This window comes from Planococcus sp. 1R117A (assembly GCF_051417975.1).
Classification (GTDB): Bacteria; Bacillota; Bacilli; order Bacillales_A; family Planococcaceae; genus Planococcus; species Planococcus shenhongbingii.
This window is the reverse complement of record NZ_JBPRLO010000001.1, coordinates 343,157-360,097: the sequence shown is the minus strand read 5'-3', so window position 1 is coordinate 360,097 and position 16,941 is coordinate 343,157. Positions and strand designations below refer to the sequence as shown.

Genomic DNA, 16,941 nt, shown 5'->3' with positions numbered 1-16,941 from the left:
ATTGTGAGCAAATTGCTATGAATTATCCACAATTTGTGGATAAAATTATAAAAAACAAGTAAAAATAGGAGATGTTCACATGGAAACGGAAATCGTACTTGTGGATAGTTCTGTGAATAAAGAAGAAACTTATTCACAGGCTGTGGAAATCCTCCGGAATGGAGACATTGTGGCCTTTCCCACTGAAACCGTCTATGGGTTAGGCGCTGATGCCACGAATCCGCAAGCCGTTGAAAAGATATTTACCGCAAAAGGGCGGCCGTCAGACAACCCATTGATTGTACATGTCGATTCTAAAGAAAGCGCCTTGAACTGGGTTCAAAACGTTCCGGCAAAAGCAATTCAATGCATGGATGCTTTCTGGCCAGGAGCCTTAACAATCATACTAGAGTCAAAACCGGGCGCATTTGCTGAAAATGTTACGGCGAACCTCAAGACAGTCGGTATTCGTGTGCCGAATCATCGAGTTGCATTGGATTTGTTGACACGGGTAAACGTGCCAATCGCCGCGCCCAGTGCCAATACAAGCGGCAAACCGAGTCCGACGCTGGCAGAACATGTCTACCACGATATGGCTGGCATCATTCCGCTTATACTTGACGGTGGACCCACAACCATCGGACTCGAATCGACCGTTCTCGATATGACAAGCGAACCGCCAGTTATTTTACGGCCAGGGAAAATTACAAAAGAAGATCTTGAACTCGTGATCGGCACAGTCCGGCTGTCTTCCGAAATCCAAGGGAACGCACCGAAATCTCCTGGGATGAAATATATACATTATGCGCCTGACGTGCCTGTCTATTTAATCGAGAACGATGAAGCATTAGTTGGAAAAGCGATACAACATGTACAAAAAGAAGGAAAGAAAGTAGCAGTTCTCAGCACCGCCGATTTCCCAGTGGCCGATTACCATTTTCCATTATCGGCAGAAACTCTTTATGATAGTTTGCGAAAATGTGATCAGACGGATGCTGATTTGATTCTGGCCACTGTTTCATCAGCTCCGAACCGGAGTGATGCCATGATGAACAGATTGGAAAAAGCGGCTGACCACAAGTGGTTCAGCTAAATCATTCTGGAGGTGGAGATACAATGAAGATTTTCTTTGTATGCACAGGCAACACATGCAGAAGTCCGATGGCAGAAGCCATATTATCGGCGAAAAATTTGCCGGGAATTGAAGTCCGTTCAGCCGGTATCGTCGCTGGAGAAGCTCCCTTGTCATTCAACGCCCAAACCGTATTGGACGAAGAAGGAATTTCATTTGAACATACTTCCAAACAATTATTGCCGGAAGATATGGAGTGGGCAACATTAATCTTAACGATGACCGCTTCCCATAGACAATTCCTGCTGCAGCATTATCCGGAATATGCCAGCAAACTATATACATTAAAAGAGTTTACCGGTGAAATGGCGGCGGATATCAGCGATCCATACGGCGGATCTTTATCCACTTACCAGCAAACGTTCAATGAATTGAAAAGATTGATTGAGCTGCTTGTAGAAAAGCTGGCTGAAGAAGAACAGACAGAAAAGAAATGATCGTTTTGAAATAGGCCATTTGCGAATACGCAAATGGTTTTTTATTTATAGGATCCTTCAGATAGCTGAAAATCCATTGTTTCTTCCGTATACAGCGGGTTTATAGGATTTTTTGGATATTGATGTTAGAATAAAAGAAAAGTGAATAATGCATTTAAAAAGCATTTCGCTTCAACCGAAAATAGAAAAGAGGGCTTTACATGAAAATTGCTATAACATCAGATCACGGTGGGAATAACCTGCGTAAAGAAATCGTTAATTTATTAAATGAATTGGGTATGGATTATCAGGATTTTGGTCCGCACACAGATGATTCAGTCGATTATCCGGACTATGCAAAACCGGTGGCGGAAGCAGTGGCGAAAGGCGAATTTGATCGTGGAATCCTCATTTGTGGAACAGGAATCGGCATGTCGATTGCTGCCAATAAAGTTAAAGGCATCCGATGCGCACTGGTTCATGATGTATTCAGTGCAAAAGCGACAAGAGGCCATAATAATTCAAACGTTTTAGCGATGGGTGAGCGCGTAATTGGGCCTGGGCTAGCACGTGAAATTGCCAAAACATGGCTTACAGAAGAATTCGAAGGCGGCAGACACGAGAAACGCATACAGAAAATAACAGATCTCGAACAATAATAAAAGGAGTGGTTGATATGCAAACTTTATGGCAACTGCAGCTTGAAGAAACGTTAAGTGAATTGGAACAGCAAATTCAATTTAAAAAGGGCCAAGTGTTTGTAGTCGGCTGCTCCACTTCGGAAGTAGCAGGGAAACGGATTGGCACAGGCGGCGGCCTTGATATTGCAGAAAGCCTTTATGAGCCGCTTGAAAAATTTGCGGCACGCCACCGTATTTTTCTGGCTTTCCAAGGCTGCGAACATATTAACCGGGCACTGACGGTCGAACGCCAAGCAGCTGAAAAATACGGCTGGGAACCAGTTACGGTCATCCCTGTTGCTAAAGCCGGCGGCTCCATGAGTGCTTACGCCTATTCAAATATGAAGGATCCGGTGGTGGTTGAAGAAATTCAAGCACATGCTGGAATCGACATTGGACAGACAATGATTGGCATGCATTTAAAAAGAGTAGCCGTTCCGGTGCGAACTTCTGTTAAACTAATAGGTGAAGCGATTGTGTCAGCTGCAACTACCCGTCCGAAACTTATTGGCGGGAAACGCGCAAGTTACGATCGTGAGCTTGTCCAACTACAGGAGGGATACATTGATGGAATTGATTAAAACGCAGGACTCGGCAGTTTTCGAAGCAATTAAGGCAGAAAAAGGGCGTCAGGAAGCGAATATTGAACTAATCGCCTCTGAAAACTTTGTATCGCAGGCAGTAATGGAGGCACAGGGTTCAGTCCTTACTAACAAGTATGCTGAAGGCTACCCTGGAAAACGCTATTATGGCGGATGTGAATTTGTGGATGTAGTAGAAAACATTGCACGTGACCGACTGAAAGAAATTTTTGGTGCAGAACATGCAAACGTTCAGCCACATTCAGGATCACAAGCCAATATGGCAGTTTACACAGCAGTGCTTGAAAAAGGCGACACAATCCTAGGCATGAATTTAAACCATGGCGGACACTTGACACACGGCAGCAAAGTGAACTTCAGCGGAATGCAATACAATTTCGTGGAGTATGGAGTAAACGAAGAAACGCAATTAATCGATTATGAAATCGTGCGCCAAGTAGCGCTTGAGCATAAACCGAAAATGATCGTTGCAGGCACTAGTGCTTACTCCCGCGTTTTGGACTTTGAGAAATTCCGTGAAATCGCTGATGAAATCGGAGCTTACCTAATGGTGGATATGGCGCATATTGCAGGATTAGTCGCAACTGGCGCTCATCCGAATCCAGTGCCGCATGCGCATTTCGTAACATCGACTACACACAAAACACTTCGCGGCCCTCGTGGAGGATTGATCCTTTGCAAAGAGGAATTCGCGAAGAAAATCGACAAGACCATTTTCCCTGGAATTCAAGGGGGCCCTCTAATGCACGTCATTGCTGCAAAAGCGGTGGCATTTGGAGAAGCGCAACAGCCTGAATTCAAGACTTATATTGACCAAGTAGTAAAAAATGCACAAGCTCTTGCTGAAGGTTTAAAAGCTGAAGGCGTCGATATCGTTTCAGGCGGAACTGACAACCACCTAATGCTGGTTGATCTTCGTTCTCTAAACTTGACTGGTAAAGTAGCGGAGCATGTACTTGATGAAGTAGGGATTACAACAAACAAAAACACCATTCCTTTTGATCCGCAAAGCCCATTTGTGACTTCAGGAATACGCCTTGGTACGCCAGCGGTAACTTCCCGAGGATTTAAGGAAGCGGAAATGAAAGAAATCGCTTCGATCATGGCTAAATTATTGAAAAATCCAGAAGACGAAAATGTGAAAAAAGAAGCTGCAGAACGAACTGCTAAGTTAACAGCTAGTTTTCCATTGTACAAATAAGGAAATACAGCTGCCGAAAGTTTGATTTAGGCAGCTGTATTTTTGCTGTATACATAAAAGTTCTTGGGGGACCTTCGTATGCCAACGTACCAATTAAGGAAAGAAAAGCGAATAATCATTGAGTGGCTGCGCCGTCTGGGGGTAGAATTTCAAACTGGTTTTGTTGTGTTGAACCATGATGCAGAAGACACCCCAATCATTTATGCGAATCAGGCTTTTTGTGAGATGAGCGGCTTCTCAGAAGATGAAATAGTCGGATTTAATGGAAGATTTATGCACGGGTCAAAAACCGATCCGGAAGTAGTCCGGAAAATAAGAGACTGCATTGATGCCCGTACTGCATGCACATATGAAATCATTAACTACCGGAAAGACGGCAGCCCTTTTTGGAATGAAATTACTGTCCAGCCCATTAGCATCCAGGAAAAAGGAGTAACTTTTACATTGATGCTTCAACGGGATATCACGGACCGCAAGCGGACGGAAGCTTTGATCAAATTGCAGCAGGAAACTTATAATGATATTGAAAAAGGCTATATGCTGAGCGTTCTTTTACAAAAAGCCTGTACGGCAGTTGAGTCTTTTTTCCAAGATGGTGCGAAATGTACGGTCATGCTGGTGGATGAAAATGATCGTTTCCGGATTGCGGCAGGAAATTCTATGCCAAAGGAATTTCATGAAGCAGTGGACGGAGTTTTAGCAGAAGAAACAGCAGGCACTTGTGGAGCAGCTTTTTATCGCGATGAAACCGTAGTGGTGGAAGACATAACAATTGATCCTTTATGGAAGAACTACCAGGAACTTGCGGAAACGCTTGGCCTTGTTTCAAGCTGGTCTGTCCCGATTCATGATCTTGAAGGCAAAACCATCGGCACGTTTGGCATTTATTTCCCTGCATGCACTCTTCCGGCTCCCAAAGAATTGGAATTTATAGAACAGATGGCGCCGGCAGTGGCATTGATCATCAAATATTCCCAGCAGCAAGCAGACATTCTGGCATTGGCTTATACCGATAAAGAATCGAATTTGCCGAACCGGAACTATTTCATAAATGAAATAAAAGAACTGTTAAAAGAACAAAAAGAAGGATTTATTGCATTCATTTCTGCAGATGAATACGTAAAAGTGGTTGATCAGTACGGACACCGGGCAGGGGATTCACTCGTCCGCGAAGTCGGCAAACGGTTTCTTCGGGCGAAATTGCCATCGGATCATGTGATTGCCCGCTTTTCTGATTCGACCATTGCGTTGTTTTGCTTAACGCCTCTTGGCAAAGTGCCGGATTATTTAGAGCTGCTGGCCCAATTGGATCCGGTCAGCATTCAGGATATGGAACTGTTCCTGACTTTGAAAATGGGAGTAGCCCTGATTACGCCGAACCAGCAAAATGCGGACGAACTGATACGCCATGCAGACAGCGCATTGTCCAAAGCCAAACTGCGGGCAGGGGAGTCCATTTGTTATTACGAAAACGAACACGATGAATCGATGATGAAAGATTTGCGGATCGCCAATGAATTGACGGCAGCGATCAAGCGTGAAGAAGTCGATGTTTACCTGCAGCCGAAAGTGGAATTGAAGACTGGGAAAATTCTAAGCTTTGAAGCATTGGCCCGCTGGTCTTCCCCAGAGCTTGGTGTTATTGCTCCTGATGTTTTTATTCCCGTTGCGGAAAAAAACGGCAAGATCCGGGTGTTGGAGCAAGTGGTGCTGAAACGTGTCTTGACGTGGTTGAAAAAACGGCAAGACCAAGGTTTGGAGTTAAGCCAAGTGGCGATCAATATTTCAACCGATCATTTTTTCCATCATTCCTTTATTCCTTATCTTGTCGATAAGACGGCAGAATATGGCATTGAACCGAAATGGCTTCAATTAGAAATTACGGAACGCATCGGTTTTGTTGATATTGATACAGCTTATAAAGTTTTTAGGCAGCTGAATAATTATGGTTTCACAAGTTCACTTGATGATTTCGGTACAGGATATTCTTCTTTGAGTTATTTGCAGAAGCTGCCTGTCACCGAAATTAAAATTGACCGTTCGTTCATTTCCAATATGCAGGAACCTCAGACTTTAGCGATTGTGCGCACGATTGTACAGCTGGCTGAGAACTTGAATATGCGTGTTGTAGGGGAAGGAATCGAAACCGATGAGCAGCGGCGGATTTTAATCGCGCTTGGATGCCGCATCGGCCAAGGTTATTTCTACTACCGTCCGATGTCTCTGGATGAAGCGAATTTACTATAAATCGAAGCCAAAGGGCTTCGATTTTTTTCGTGCTCTGATTCTTTTACAGGAGAGAAAAAACTGAAAAGTCGCAATGCTCTCGGCAGCAACTTTCAGAAGAAAAATTCTGTTATACTATATAAGATAAATGTTAGAAAAGGAGAGATATGCCTTGGGGAAAGTATATGTATTTGACCATCCGCTGATTCAGCATAAATTGACGTATATCCGCGATAAGTCGACAGGAACGAAAGAATTCCGTGAATTGGTAGATGAAATTGCAACGTTGATGGCTTTTGAAATCACGCGGGATTTGCCGTTAAAGGAAATTGAAGTGGAAACGCCGGTTCAGATGGCGACTTCCAAAGTGTTGGCGGGCAAGAAGTTAGGCATCGTGCCAATTCTGCGTGCTGGCATCGGTATGGTGGATGGCATTTTAAAATTGATTCCTGCCGCTAAAGTGGGCCATATCGGTTTATACCGGGATCCGGAAACTTTACAGCCGGTTGAGTATTATTTGAAATTGCCATCCGATGTGCAAGAACGTGAATTTATTGTAGTAGACCCGATGCTTGCAACAGGTGGTTCAGCGATAGAAGCTGTGAACTCCTTGAAGAAGCGCGGTGCGACGAAAATCCGTTTCATGTGCATCATTGCAGCACCGGAAGGCGTGGAAGCTTTCCAAGCAGTTCATCCGGAAGTTGATTTATATATTGCGGCATTGGACGAAAAACTGAACGAGCACGGGTATATTGTTCCAGGTCTTGGTGATGCAGGGGACCGGTTGTTCGGTACGAAGTAAGAAAAGCGGAAAGAGCCGCTTAGCTTCGACAGAACTAAGACAGACCAGCGAAGTGGTGCATTTTGCCACTCAGCCGGGGTGGATTATGACACGTGAAGCTGGCTCTTGTAGCTGGACAAAATAAGCAAGAAAAATGCAGGCAATCCAACCCTCGGGTAATAGCTGCGAAGAGGGTTTTTTCGCCAGAGTCTAGACATATAAGAAGTGAGGGATTTATTTGTCGAAAAAGTGGAAAGTGATGACGATTTTTGGCACGCGGCCTGAAGCTATTAAAATGGCGCCGCTTGTACTCGAACTCCAAAAGCATCCTGAAACCATCGAGCCGCTTGTTGCGGTAACTGCCCAGCATAGAGAAATGCTTGACCAAGTGCTGGAAACGTTTCAGATTACTCCGGATTTCGATTTGAATATTATGAAAGACCGGCAGACATTAAGTGATGTTACTACTCGGGCACTTATTGGGCTTGACGGCATCATGAAAGAAGCAAAACCGGATATCGTACTTGTGCATGGCGATACGACAACGACTTTTGTAGCGAGCCTTGCCGCTTTCTACAACCAGATTGCTATTGGCCATGTAGAAGCTGGACTGCGCACACATAATAAGTATTCTCCTTATCCAGAAGAAATGAATCGTCAATTGACGGGTGTCCTTGCTGATATTCACTTTTCGCCGACTGAAAAATCCGCTCAAAACCTGCGCTCGGAAAACAAACAGGAAACAAGCATTTATATCACTGGCAACACGGCTATAGATGCATTGAAAACAACAGTGCGCGAAACTTACAGCCATCCCATTCTTGAGAAAATCGGTTCAGACCGCATGATTTTATTGACGGCCCATCGCCGTGAAAATCTGGGGCAGCCAATGCGCAATATGTTCCGGGCCATTAAACGCCTTCTCGCGGAACATGACGATATCCAAGTGGTTTATCCGGTTCATATGAATCCGGCAGTGCGTGAAGTCGCGGATGAAATTCTGGGGCGTGATCCGAGAATCCATTTGATTGAACCGCTGGAAGTGTTGGATTTCCATAACTTCGCTGCCCGCTCATTCATTATTTTGACGGATTCCGGCGGCATTCAGGAAGAAGCGCCGTCGCTCGGCAAACCGGTCCTTGTGTTGCGGGATACCACTGAACGGCCTGAAGGCATCGATGCTGGGACACTTAAGCTGGCAGGGACAGACGAAGAAACAATTTATGGTCTGGCAAAAGAACTGCTCATTGACAAAGAAACGTATAAAACGATGTCTCAGGCTTCTAATCCTTATGGTGATGGTGAAGCTTCCCGCCGGATTGTTGAAGCTTTAATCGAATACTTTTCTGCTAAGTAAAGTATTGATTTTTTGTTGAGGTAATACTTTTTGGAAATTTGTCGACAATATGACAGATGGAAATCGCTTGTGAACAATTTCACTTCTAGGAATTGACATGATTTTACCCCTATTGTATGCTTACAAAGGGTATGCATGAGAAGGTTTTCTTACATAGAAGAAGTTGTTCTGAAAGCCTGATGCGACTGCTCTTTTTAGAGGTAAAATGTCAAATCAAACGAAACTCGAGGGGTTTATCATGCGCCCAACAAAAAGTCCCTTACAAGCGATGGCCCTTTACAGCGCCATCCTCTCACAACTTGTCGGGTCCGTACTCATCGGTACATTCACAGGTATGTGGCTCGATGAACAATTCGGAACCGCCCCGCTTTTCTTGATCATTTGCCTATTTACAGGATTAGCCATCGGTATATGGGCAATGCTTCAAACTATCCGAAAATTCGACTCAGGAGACCAGTAAAAAATGGATGGACTAAGGGAGATTTATACAAGGCTTAAGAAGATGATGTACTTCATCCTTGCGGCATTCGTTATTGGTTGGGGGTTTACCCCTTATCAAGAAGTTTTCGCGGGCCTGATCATCGGTTCCTTGTTCGGCATTTATAATATGTGGATTCTGGTTCGCCGGATGGAAGGATTTGACCGGGCGGTGGCAGAAGGCTCGAAGGTTCGTTCGCTCGGAACGGCATTACGGTTTGCATCAGGTGTTGCAGCAGTGGCGATAGCAATTCTTTTCGCTGAGTACATTCACTTGGTCAGTACGGTAATTGGGTTGATGATCCCATATGTTCTGTTATTGGCAGAACGGATTGTTTATCATGTGAAACACCATTAATAAAGTGGAAAGAGAGGTGAAACTATCGTGGATCATGGCGCTCCAATGTATGAATTGTTCGGTATTTGGTTTAACTTATCGAACGTTATGATGCTTCTTGTAGCCGCTCTTATCGTTTTCCTAATTGCATTTATCGCTACTCGGAATCTGCAGCTTAAACCAAAAGGCATGCAAAACTTCATGGAATGGATTATGGATTTCGTTAAAGGTCTTATTAAGAGCAATATGGACTGGAGAGACGGTGGACGATTCCATGTTCTTGGAATTACGTTGATCATGTTCATTTTCGTATCAAACATGTTGGGATTGCCTTTTGCAATAGTTGTCAACGGAGATCTTTGGTGGAAATCACCAACTGCTGATCCAACGGTCACTATGACATTGGCTGCCACCATTATCGTTTTGAGCCATTACTATGGCATCAAACTGAAAGGGCTGGGACAATACAGCGCAGGATATTTAAAACCTATGCCGTTTTTATTCCCGCTTAAGATTATTGAAGAGTTCGCAAATACGCTGACACTCGGTCTGCGTCTTTACGGTAACATCTATGCAGGTGAAATCTTGCTTACTTTATTGGCAGGCCTTGCATCAGCAAGTGTCTTTGGATTTGCAGCCGCTATCCTTCCAATGATGGCATGGCAAGGGTTCTCAATTTTTATTGGCGCAATCCAAGCGTTCATTTTCGTTATGTTAACGATGGTTTATTTATCGCATAAAGTTGCCGACGACCATTGAGTATAAATTGCTCATATTGAGCAAAAAAAAAAAAACAACTATCCTGAGGAGGACATATCACAATGACAGGTTCATTAGGTTTATTAGCAGCAGCAATCGCAGTAGGTTTAGCAGCACTAGGTGCAGGTATTGGTAACGGTCTTATCGTTTCAAAAACAGTTGAAGGAATCGCTCGCCAGCCAGAAGCACGCGGCGTTCTTCAAACAACTATGTTCATCGGGGTAGCATTGGTTGAAGCACTACCAATCATCGCAGTAGTTATCGCGTTCATCGTAATGAACCAATAGTATCGGCTCTCATACATTAAGCAGAATGGCGGGAATGCTTCGGCAGGTTTTTCGCCATTTATGTTTGTATGACCTTATGATTTCGAAAAACTATTCTTTTACATTAAAAGATCTTATTATAGAAGAAACTCAACGAAACTGAACTTTAAGCTCTTGAAGGGAGTGAAACAATCGTGTTTTTTGATCACCTCGTACTCGGCGCGGCCGGGGAATTTTTAAACATCGGAGATATCATAGCAACTCTTGTAATTTTCATCTTGTTGATGTTGCTATTGAAAAAATTCGCATGGGGCCCATTGATGGGCGTAATGCAACAGCGTGAAGATTTGATCGCCAGTGAAATCGAAACGGCTGAACACAGCCGCCAGGAATCACAGAAATTGCTTGAAGAACAGCGCAGCTTGCTAAAAGAAGCGCGTACTCAAGCACAGGAAATCGTAGAAACGGCTAAAAAGCAAGGCGAAGTTTCGCGTCAGGATATTATCGCGACAGCACGCACTGAAGCTGGCCGCATGAAGGATTCTGCAGTTCAAGAAATCGCTAACGAGAGAGAAAAAGCTCTTACAGCAGTACGCGAAGAAGTTGTGGCATTGTCAATGCTTGCAGCATCTAAAGTGCTTAACAAAGAAATCAGTGAAGAAGACAACCGCCAATTGATTAATGAAACGATTGCGAAGGCAGGCGACATACAATGAGCCAAGCTTCAGAACGTTATGCATTAGCATTATTTGAAATTGCAAACCAGCATGGCACTTCTGAAGAAGTGGAAGCGGATTTGCGTGAAGTTAAAAAAGTTTTCATTGAAAATCCGGAATTGCTGAATCTTTTAGATTCACCGAAATTGGCTGCTGAAAACAGAAAAAATATTATTTCCGAACTTTTCGGCCAAGGGAATGGATATGTCGTCAACACATTGCAGTTGCTGGCAGAACGCGGACGCTTAGACGAAGTTACGGACGTAGTAGACCAATATATCAGATTAGCTAATGAAGCCAAAGGAATCGAAGATGCAAAAGTTTATTCGGTGAGTCCGTTGACAGAAGAAGAACGTGCATCCATTTCTGCTACATTTGCCAAGAAAATCGGTAAACAATCTTTACGAATTGAAAACATCATCGATCCGTCTTTGATCGGCGGATTGCGTCTTCAAGTCGGAACCCGTATTTATGACAGCAGCATCTCTTCTAAGTTGGAACGTTTGCAGCGTCAATTGATCGGTTAATTTACGAAATTATGAGAGGGTGACACACATGAGCATCAAAGCTGAAGAAATCAGTGTCCTGATTAAACAGCAGATTGAAAACTATCAATCTGAATTGAAAGTAGACGATATTGGTACGGTAATCACAGTCGGTGACGGTATCGCTCGTGTTCATGGCCTCGACAACGTCATGGCTGGAGAACTTATTGAGTTCTCAACTGGTGTATTGGGTATGGCGCAAAACTTGGAAGCCAACAACGTTGGTATTATCATCCTTGGACCATTCTCTGACATCAAAGAAGGCGATGAAGTACGTCGAACTGGCCGCATCATGGAAGTGCCAGTAGGACCAGAACTTATCGGACGCGTAGTAAATCCACTTGGACAGCCAGTAGACGGCTTAGGTCCAATCAACACAACAAAAACTCGCCCAATCGAAAGCCCGGCTCAAGGGGTTATGGCCCGTAAATCGGTTCACGAACCACTTCAGACAGGGATTAAAGCGATTGACGCTCTAGTGCCAATCGGCCGCGGACAGCGCGAATTGATCATCGGTGACCGCCAGACAGGTAAAACTTCTGTCGCGATCGATACAATCTTGAACCAAGCTGACCAAGACATGATTTGTATCTATGTAGCAATCGGGCAAAAAGAATCTACAGTACGTAACGTAGTTGAAACTTTGCGCAAAAACGGTGCACTTGATTACACAATCGTTGTGACAGCTTCTGCTTCACAACCAGCTCCATTGTTGTACTTGGCTCCTTACGCTGGTATCTCTATGGCTGAAGAATTCATGTTTGAAGGCAAGCACGTCTTGATCGTATACGACGATTTAACAAAACAAGCGTCTGCTTACCGCGAACTTTCACTATTGCTTCGTCGTCCACCAGGCCGTGAAGCTTATCCAGGGGATGTTTTCTACTTGCACTCACGGTTATTGGAACGTGCTGCGAAATTGAACGAAACTTTAGGTGCCGGCTCAATTACAGCTCTTCCATTCGTTGAAACGCAAGCAGGCGATATTTCTGCTTACATTCCAACAAACGTAATTTCGATCACTGACGGACAAATTTTCCTTCAGTCAGATCTATTCTTCTCGGGTGTACGTCCGGCAATCAACGCAGGTCTTTCTGTATCACGCGTAGGTGGTTCAGCACAGATCAAAGCAATGAAAAAAGTTGCGGGTACTTTGCGTCTTGACTTGGCTGCATTCCGTGAACTTGAGTCGTTCTCTCAATTCGGTTCAGACCTTGATGCAGCGACTGCAGCAAAACTTGAGCGCGGGAAACGTACTGTTGAAGTATTGAAGCAAGATTTGAACAACCCGATTAAAGTTGAAAAACAAGTTGTTATTTTCTATGCATTGACTCGCGGATTCCTTGATGATATTGCAATTCAAGACATTCAGCGTTTTGAAGCGGAATTGACAAGCTGGCTGGATTCCAACCACACTGAAATTTTGGAAACTATTCGCAAAACTCAAGGTTTGCCTTCTGACGAAGCATTTGGAGCAGCAATCAACGATTTCAAACGCACTTTCGCAAAATCAGAATAAGAGAAACTGTGTTCAGCGGAGTTTCTTAATTCCGCTGAACGCTGGTTGATCTAAACTGCTGAATAAAGCAGGGCAATAACTTTGTTCGAATATGAAGAAAAAATAATAAGGTGGTGAAATACCAGTGGCATCTTTACGCGATATAAAAAACCGAATTTCGTCAACCAAGAAAACAAGCCAAATCACTCGGGCGATGCAGATGGTTTCTGCGTCAAAGCTGAGCCGTGCGGAATTGAATGCGAAAGCATTCGTCCCTTACATGGATAAAATTCAGGATGTAGTCGCTTCTATTGCACAAGGTTCGAATGAAACCCACCCAATGATGACGACTCGCCCTGTTGCTAAAACAGCTTATCTAGTGATTACATCGGATCGCGGTTTAGTCGGCGGATACAATAGTAATATTCTTCGTACAGTAATGGCGAGAATCCGCCAGCGCCATACATCCAATGATGAGTTTGTTATCCTCAGCGTTGGTCGTAAAGGTCGGGATTTCTTTGCCAAGCAGGGAATGACGATTCTTGAAAGTGCGATTGCACTGCCGGATCACCCAACTTTTGCTGATATTAAAGAAATTACGCGCAAAGCTGTTGGTATGTTCTCAGATGGTACGTATGATGAAGTTTATATGTACTACAATCACTTTGTCTCAGCTATTCAGCAAGAAGTTACTGAAAAGAAAGTTTTGCCATTAACGGATATCCAAGCGACTGGAGCAACTGCTTCCTACGAGTTCGATCCATCAGCTGAAGCGATTTTACAAGTGCTTCTTCCGCAATATGCAGAAAGCTTGATTTTTGGTGCTGTTCTTGACGGCAAGGCAAGTGAACACGCTGCGTCCATGACCGCAATGAAGAGCGCAACCGACAATGCGTCTGACTTGATCGATGGATTGACACTTTCATACAATCGGGCACGCCAAGCAGCGATTACTCAGGAAATCACTGAAATCGTCGGCGGGGCAGCGGCTTTAGAATAGAAAAGCAGAGGCGCCGGAGCTAGACAAAAAAATTACAGGATCAGCCGAGCTCCTGCTGTTAAAGCGGGAGCCATGCTGTTCGTTAATGCGAAATATAGAAAAAAGTAAGACAGGAGGGAACAGCATGAACACAGGACACATTCTTCAAGTTATGGGTCCGGTTGTAGACGTTAAGTTTGCCAATGGCCAGCTTCCAGAAATCTACAACGCCCTAACTGTACTCATTGATCGTCCAGGCCAACAACAAGTGAAATTGACACTTGAAGTGGCTCTACACCTTGGTGATGATTCCGTTCGCACGATTGCGATGGATTCCACTGACGGATTGCAACGCGGTTCAGTAGTAACCGACTTGGGCAGCCCTATCACTGTTCCAGTTGGAGATGTAACATTAGGCCGTGTATTTAACGTACTCGGAGAAGTAATCGACTTAGGTGAAGAAATTCCGTTGTCTGAACACCGTAACCCTATTCACCGTTTAGCTCCGACATTCGAACACCTTTCAACAGAAGTTGAAATTCTTGAAACAGGCATTAAAGTAGTTGACTTGCTTGCTCCTTATATCAAAGGCGGTAAAATCGGTCTCTTCGGTGGTGCCGGTGTAGGTAAAACAGTTCTTATCCAGGAATTGATCAACAACATCGCTCAAGAACACGGTGGTTTATCCGTATTCGCTGGTGTTGGTGAACGTACACGTGAAGGAAATGACTTGTTCTTTGAAATGAGCGATTCTGGCGTTATCAAGAAAACGGCAATGGTATTCGGACAAATGAACGAGCCGCCTGGCGCACGTATGCGTGTAGCTTTGACTGGTTTGACTATGGCTGAATATTTCCGTGACGAACAAGGCGCAGACGTTCTTTTGTTCATCGATAATATTTTCCGTTTCACACAAGCAGGATCTGAGGTATCAGCACTTTTGGGCCGTATGCCATCAGCGGTTGGTTACCAGCCGACACTTGCTACTGAAATGGGTCAATTGCAGGAACGCATCACAACAACTAGCACTGGTTCAGTAACTTCGATCCAAGCGATCTATGTACCAGCCGATGACTATACGGATCCGGCTCCGGCTACAACTTTTGCTCACTTGGACGCAACAACTAACCTTGAGCGTAAACTTTCTGAAATGGGTATCTACCCTGCAGTGGATCCTCTTGCATCAACTTCACGCGCTTTGTCGCCTGAAATTGTTGGAGAAGAGCATTATGCAATTTCCCGTCAAGTTCAAGAATCGCTTCAACGCTACCGTGAACTTCAAGATATCATTGCAATCCTTGGTATGGATGAGTTAAGTGATGAGGACAAGCTAACGGTTAACCGTGCGCGCCGCATCCAAAACTTCCTTTCTCAAAACTTCCACGTAGCTGAACAGTTTACGGGCCAAAAAGGCTCTTACGTTCCAGTACAGGAAACAATCAAAGGATTCAAAGAAATTCTTGCTGGTAAATACGACCACTTGCCGGAAGATGCTTTCCGCTTAGTTGGCCGCATTGAAGATGTTATTGAAAAAGCTAAAGGCATGGGCGTAGAAGTCTAAAATAAGGGACCAGGAGGGAAAAAAATGAAGACCATCATAGTCAATATTGTCACTCCCGACGGCCCGGTATACGATTCAGAAGTTTCTATGGTAATAGCAGTTACAGCAACGGGTGAGATGGGAATCTTGCCTGGCCATATTCCGACAGTAGCTCCTCTTGGAATCGGCGCAGTCCGATTAAAGAAAGAAAACTCGACTGAATTGGCAGCTGTAAGTGGCGGATTCTTGGAAGTTCGTCCTGACAAAGTAACAATTCTAGCCCAATCAGCAGAACTTGCGACAGACATCGATCTGGCGCGTGCACAAGAATCTGCAAGACGTGCAGAAGCGATACTTCAGGCGAACAAAGATGAAGTAGACTATCAGCGAGCAGAACTAGCGTTAAGACGTGCGAAGAATCGTATCAACGTTTATGAGGGTAACATTTAATTGAAAAGCGCAAGCGCCCGTGTAGATTCGACAGGCATAAGACGCACTGGCGAAGCGGCATGTTTTCAGCCGCACAGTCTTGAAAAGTAGAAGTGCCTGTCCAGCTCTGACAGGCATAAGGCAGACCAGCGAAGTGGCGATCTTTGCCACACCGCTGGGTTGACTTATGACCCGAAGAGCTAGGCACTGAACTAGACACCAGGGTGGCTTATGACCCAAGAATCTGGGCGCTGAAGCTAGACATTAAATGAAGCGATAAAAATATTTTTAAAAACGGGCAGAAGGGCAATTGACTTTTGCCCGTTTTTTTTACTATAAGGAGAGAGCAGCATGGAAGCTATGATTGGACAGACTGCCTTGATTTCTATTTTCAGCCATATCTTTTTTACCGGTGTCGCTTTTTACGCGTTGCGAGCGGTAATGTTCGAAAAATGGATCCGTAAACAGCATGTGCTTCAAGCGCAGATTTTATATATTTTCCTGAGCATTGCCATTGGTACAGGGGTATCGACATTCTTTTTGAACATCTCCTCATGGTCCCGACAATTGCCTTACTTATTTTAATTTGCTTTTTTGCCATGAGAACGATTTTCGTGCATATGGCAAAAGGGCAAATTTTTTTATTTGCCTTGATGTTCTTTCTCCAATAGTTCTCTATTTCTAGCTGGTTTCGCAGAATTACACGAATCTTTATTTCCCGGGAAATAAAATTAATTTCCAGGTTTACCAGTGGAAAAAAAGGGAAAATTAACTCTGTAATCAAAATGTAATATATTGTTATACATACAGCAAGCTCAGACAGATATACTTAAATATAGGGCATACGGACATAAAATGTGAACGACTTTCGAAACATATAGTATCAAAAAGAATAAAATTATAGAAAACATTGGATAGATACTTGTTATATTAGTATAAAACAGGTATTATAAAAAAGGTTTTGTTTCTAATTTATGACATTGGACTTTTAAATTTCGGAATTACATATAGATGTATGAAT

General features: G+C 44.0%; 19 protein-coding genes. All 19 read left to right on the top strand.

All coding sequences use genetic code 11. The annotated features are described in order from the left end of the window. Positions 1–79 precede the first annotated feature (79 nt). Positions 80–1,072 carry an L-threonylcarbamoyladenylate synthase gene (locus tag ACSFXN_RS01535; protein WP_437148436.1) on the top strand — a complete coding sequence of 331 codons (993 nt, stop codon included), beginning with the start codon at positions 80–82 and terminating at the stop codon, positions 1,070–1,072. 23 nt (positions 1,073–1,095) lie between these two features. Further along, positions 1,096–1,548, top strand: coding sequence for a low molecular weight protein arginine phosphatase (locus tag ACSFXN_RS01530; protein WP_437148435.1), 453 nt, complete (start codon positions 1,096–1,098; stop codon positions 1,546–1,548). A gap of 200 nt (positions 1,549–1,748) precedes the next feature. After that, a complete protein-coding gene (rpiB, locus tag ACSFXN_RS01525; protein ID WP_300990123.1) occupies positions 1,749–2,186 on the top strand; it encodes a ribose 5-phosphate isomerase B in 438 nt (145 codons plus the stop codon). A gap of 17 nt (positions 2,187–2,203) precedes the next feature. Then, complete coding sequence (locus ACSFXN_RS01520) at positions 2,204–2,788, top strand: TIGR01440 family protein (protein WP_300990122.1); 585 nt, start codon at positions 2,204–2,206, stop codon at positions 2,786–2,788. Further along, on the top strand, positions 2,775–4,010 hold the full coding sequence (glyA, locus tag ACSFXN_RS01515) for a serine hydroxymethyltransferase (protein WP_300990121.1): 1,236 nt from the start codon (positions 2,775–2,777) through the stop codon (positions 4,008–4,010). The genes ACSFXN_RS01520 and glyA overlap by 14 nt, the downstream gene beginning before the upstream one ends. Positions 4,011–4,088: 78 nt before the next feature. After that, positions 4,089–6,257 (top strand): EAL domain-containing protein, encoded by a 2,169-nt coding sequence (locus tag ACSFXN_RS01510; RefSeq protein ID WP_437148434.1) that lies wholly within the window; start codon positions 4,089–4,091, stop codon positions 6,255–6,257. Between the two features lie 151 nt (positions 6,258–6,408). Then, the gene (gene upp, locus ACSFXN_RS01505; RefSeq protein WP_437148433.1) at positions 6,409–7,038 is read left to right on the top strand and encodes a uracil phosphoribosyltransferase; all 630 of its coding nucleotides are present in this window, start codon (positions 6,409–6,411) and stop codon (positions 7,036–7,038) included. 238 nt (positions 7,039–7,276) lie between these two features. Then, complete coding sequence (gene wecB / locus ACSFXN_RS01500) at positions 7,277–8,374, top strand: non-hydrolyzing UDP-N-acetylglucosamine 2-epimerase (RefSeq protein ID WP_437149142.1); 1,098 nt, start codon at positions 7,277–7,279, stop codon at positions 8,372–8,374. 238 nt (positions 8,375–8,612) lie between these two features. Beyond that, the gene (locus tag ACSFXN_RS01495) at positions 8,613–8,834 is read left to right on the top strand and encodes an AtpZ/AtpI family protein (protein WP_437148432.1); all 222 of its coding nucleotides are present in this window, start codon (positions 8,613–8,615) and stop codon (positions 8,832–8,834) included. A gap of 3 nt (positions 8,835–8,837) precedes the next feature. Continuing rightward, positions 8,838–9,209 (top strand): ATP synthase subunit I, encoded by a 372-nt coding sequence (locus ACSFXN_RS01490; RefSeq protein ID WP_300990116.1) that lies wholly within the window; start codon positions 8,838–8,840, stop codon positions 9,207–9,209. Between the two features lie 27 nt (positions 9,210–9,236). Next, positions 9,237–9,947: a F0F1 ATP synthase subunit A gene (gene atpB, locus ACSFXN_RS01485; protein WP_300990115.1), complete on the top strand. Its 711-nt coding sequence runs from the start codon at positions 9,237–9,239 to the stop codon at positions 9,945–9,947. Positions 9,948–10,009: 62 nt separating this feature from the next. Further along, entirely contained in the window at positions 10,010–10,234 is a 225-nt protein-coding gene (atpE, locus tag ACSFXN_RS01480; RefSeq protein WP_006829234.1) for a F0F1 ATP synthase subunit C, read from the top strand. Positions 10,235–10,407: 173 nt separating this feature from the next. Next, positions 10,408–10,929 carry a F0F1 ATP synthase subunit B gene (atpF, locus tag ACSFXN_RS01475; protein ID WP_437148431.1) on the top strand — a complete coding sequence of 174 codons (522 nt, stop codon included), beginning with the start codon at positions 10,408–10,410 and terminating at the stop codon, positions 10,927–10,929. Beyond that, a complete protein-coding gene (locus ACSFXN_RS01470) occupies positions 10,926–11,456 on the top strand; it encodes a F0F1 ATP synthase subunit delta (RefSeq protein ID WP_437148429.1) in 531 nt (176 codons plus the stop codon). The genes atpF and ACSFXN_RS01470 overlap by 4 nt, the downstream gene beginning before the upstream one ends. Positions 11,457–11,484: 28 nt before the next feature. Next, a complete protein-coding gene (atpA, locus tag ACSFXN_RS01465) occupies positions 11,485–12,993 on the top strand; it encodes a F0F1 ATP synthase subunit alpha (protein WP_437148428.1) in 1,509 nt (502 codons plus the stop codon). A 124-nt stretch (positions 12,994–13,117) separates the two neighbouring features. Beyond that, entirely contained in the window at positions 13,118–13,972 is an 855-nt protein-coding gene (atpG, locus tag ACSFXN_RS01460; RefSeq protein WP_300990111.1) for an ATP synthase F1 subunit gamma, read from the top strand. Between the two features lie 124 nt (positions 13,973–14,096). Beyond that, positions 14,097–15,512, top strand: coding sequence for a F0F1 ATP synthase subunit beta (gene atpD / locus ACSFXN_RS01455; RefSeq protein WP_300990110.1), 1,416 nt, complete (start codon positions 14,097–14,099; stop codon positions 15,510–15,512). Positions 15,513–15,536: 24 nt separating this feature from the next. After that, positions 15,537–15,941: a F0F1 ATP synthase subunit epsilon gene (locus ACSFXN_RS01450; RefSeq protein ID WP_300990109.1), complete on the top strand. Its 405-nt coding sequence runs from the start codon at positions 15,537–15,539 to the stop codon at positions 15,939–15,941. A gap of 330 nt (positions 15,942–16,271) precedes the next feature. Continuing rightward, positions 16,272–16,505: a DUF1146 family protein gene (locus ACSFXN_RS01445; RefSeq protein WP_300990108.1), complete on the top strand. Its 234-nt coding sequence runs from the start codon at positions 16,272–16,274 to the stop codon at positions 16,503–16,505. The last annotated feature ends 436 nt before the right edge of the window (positions 16,506–16,941 follow it).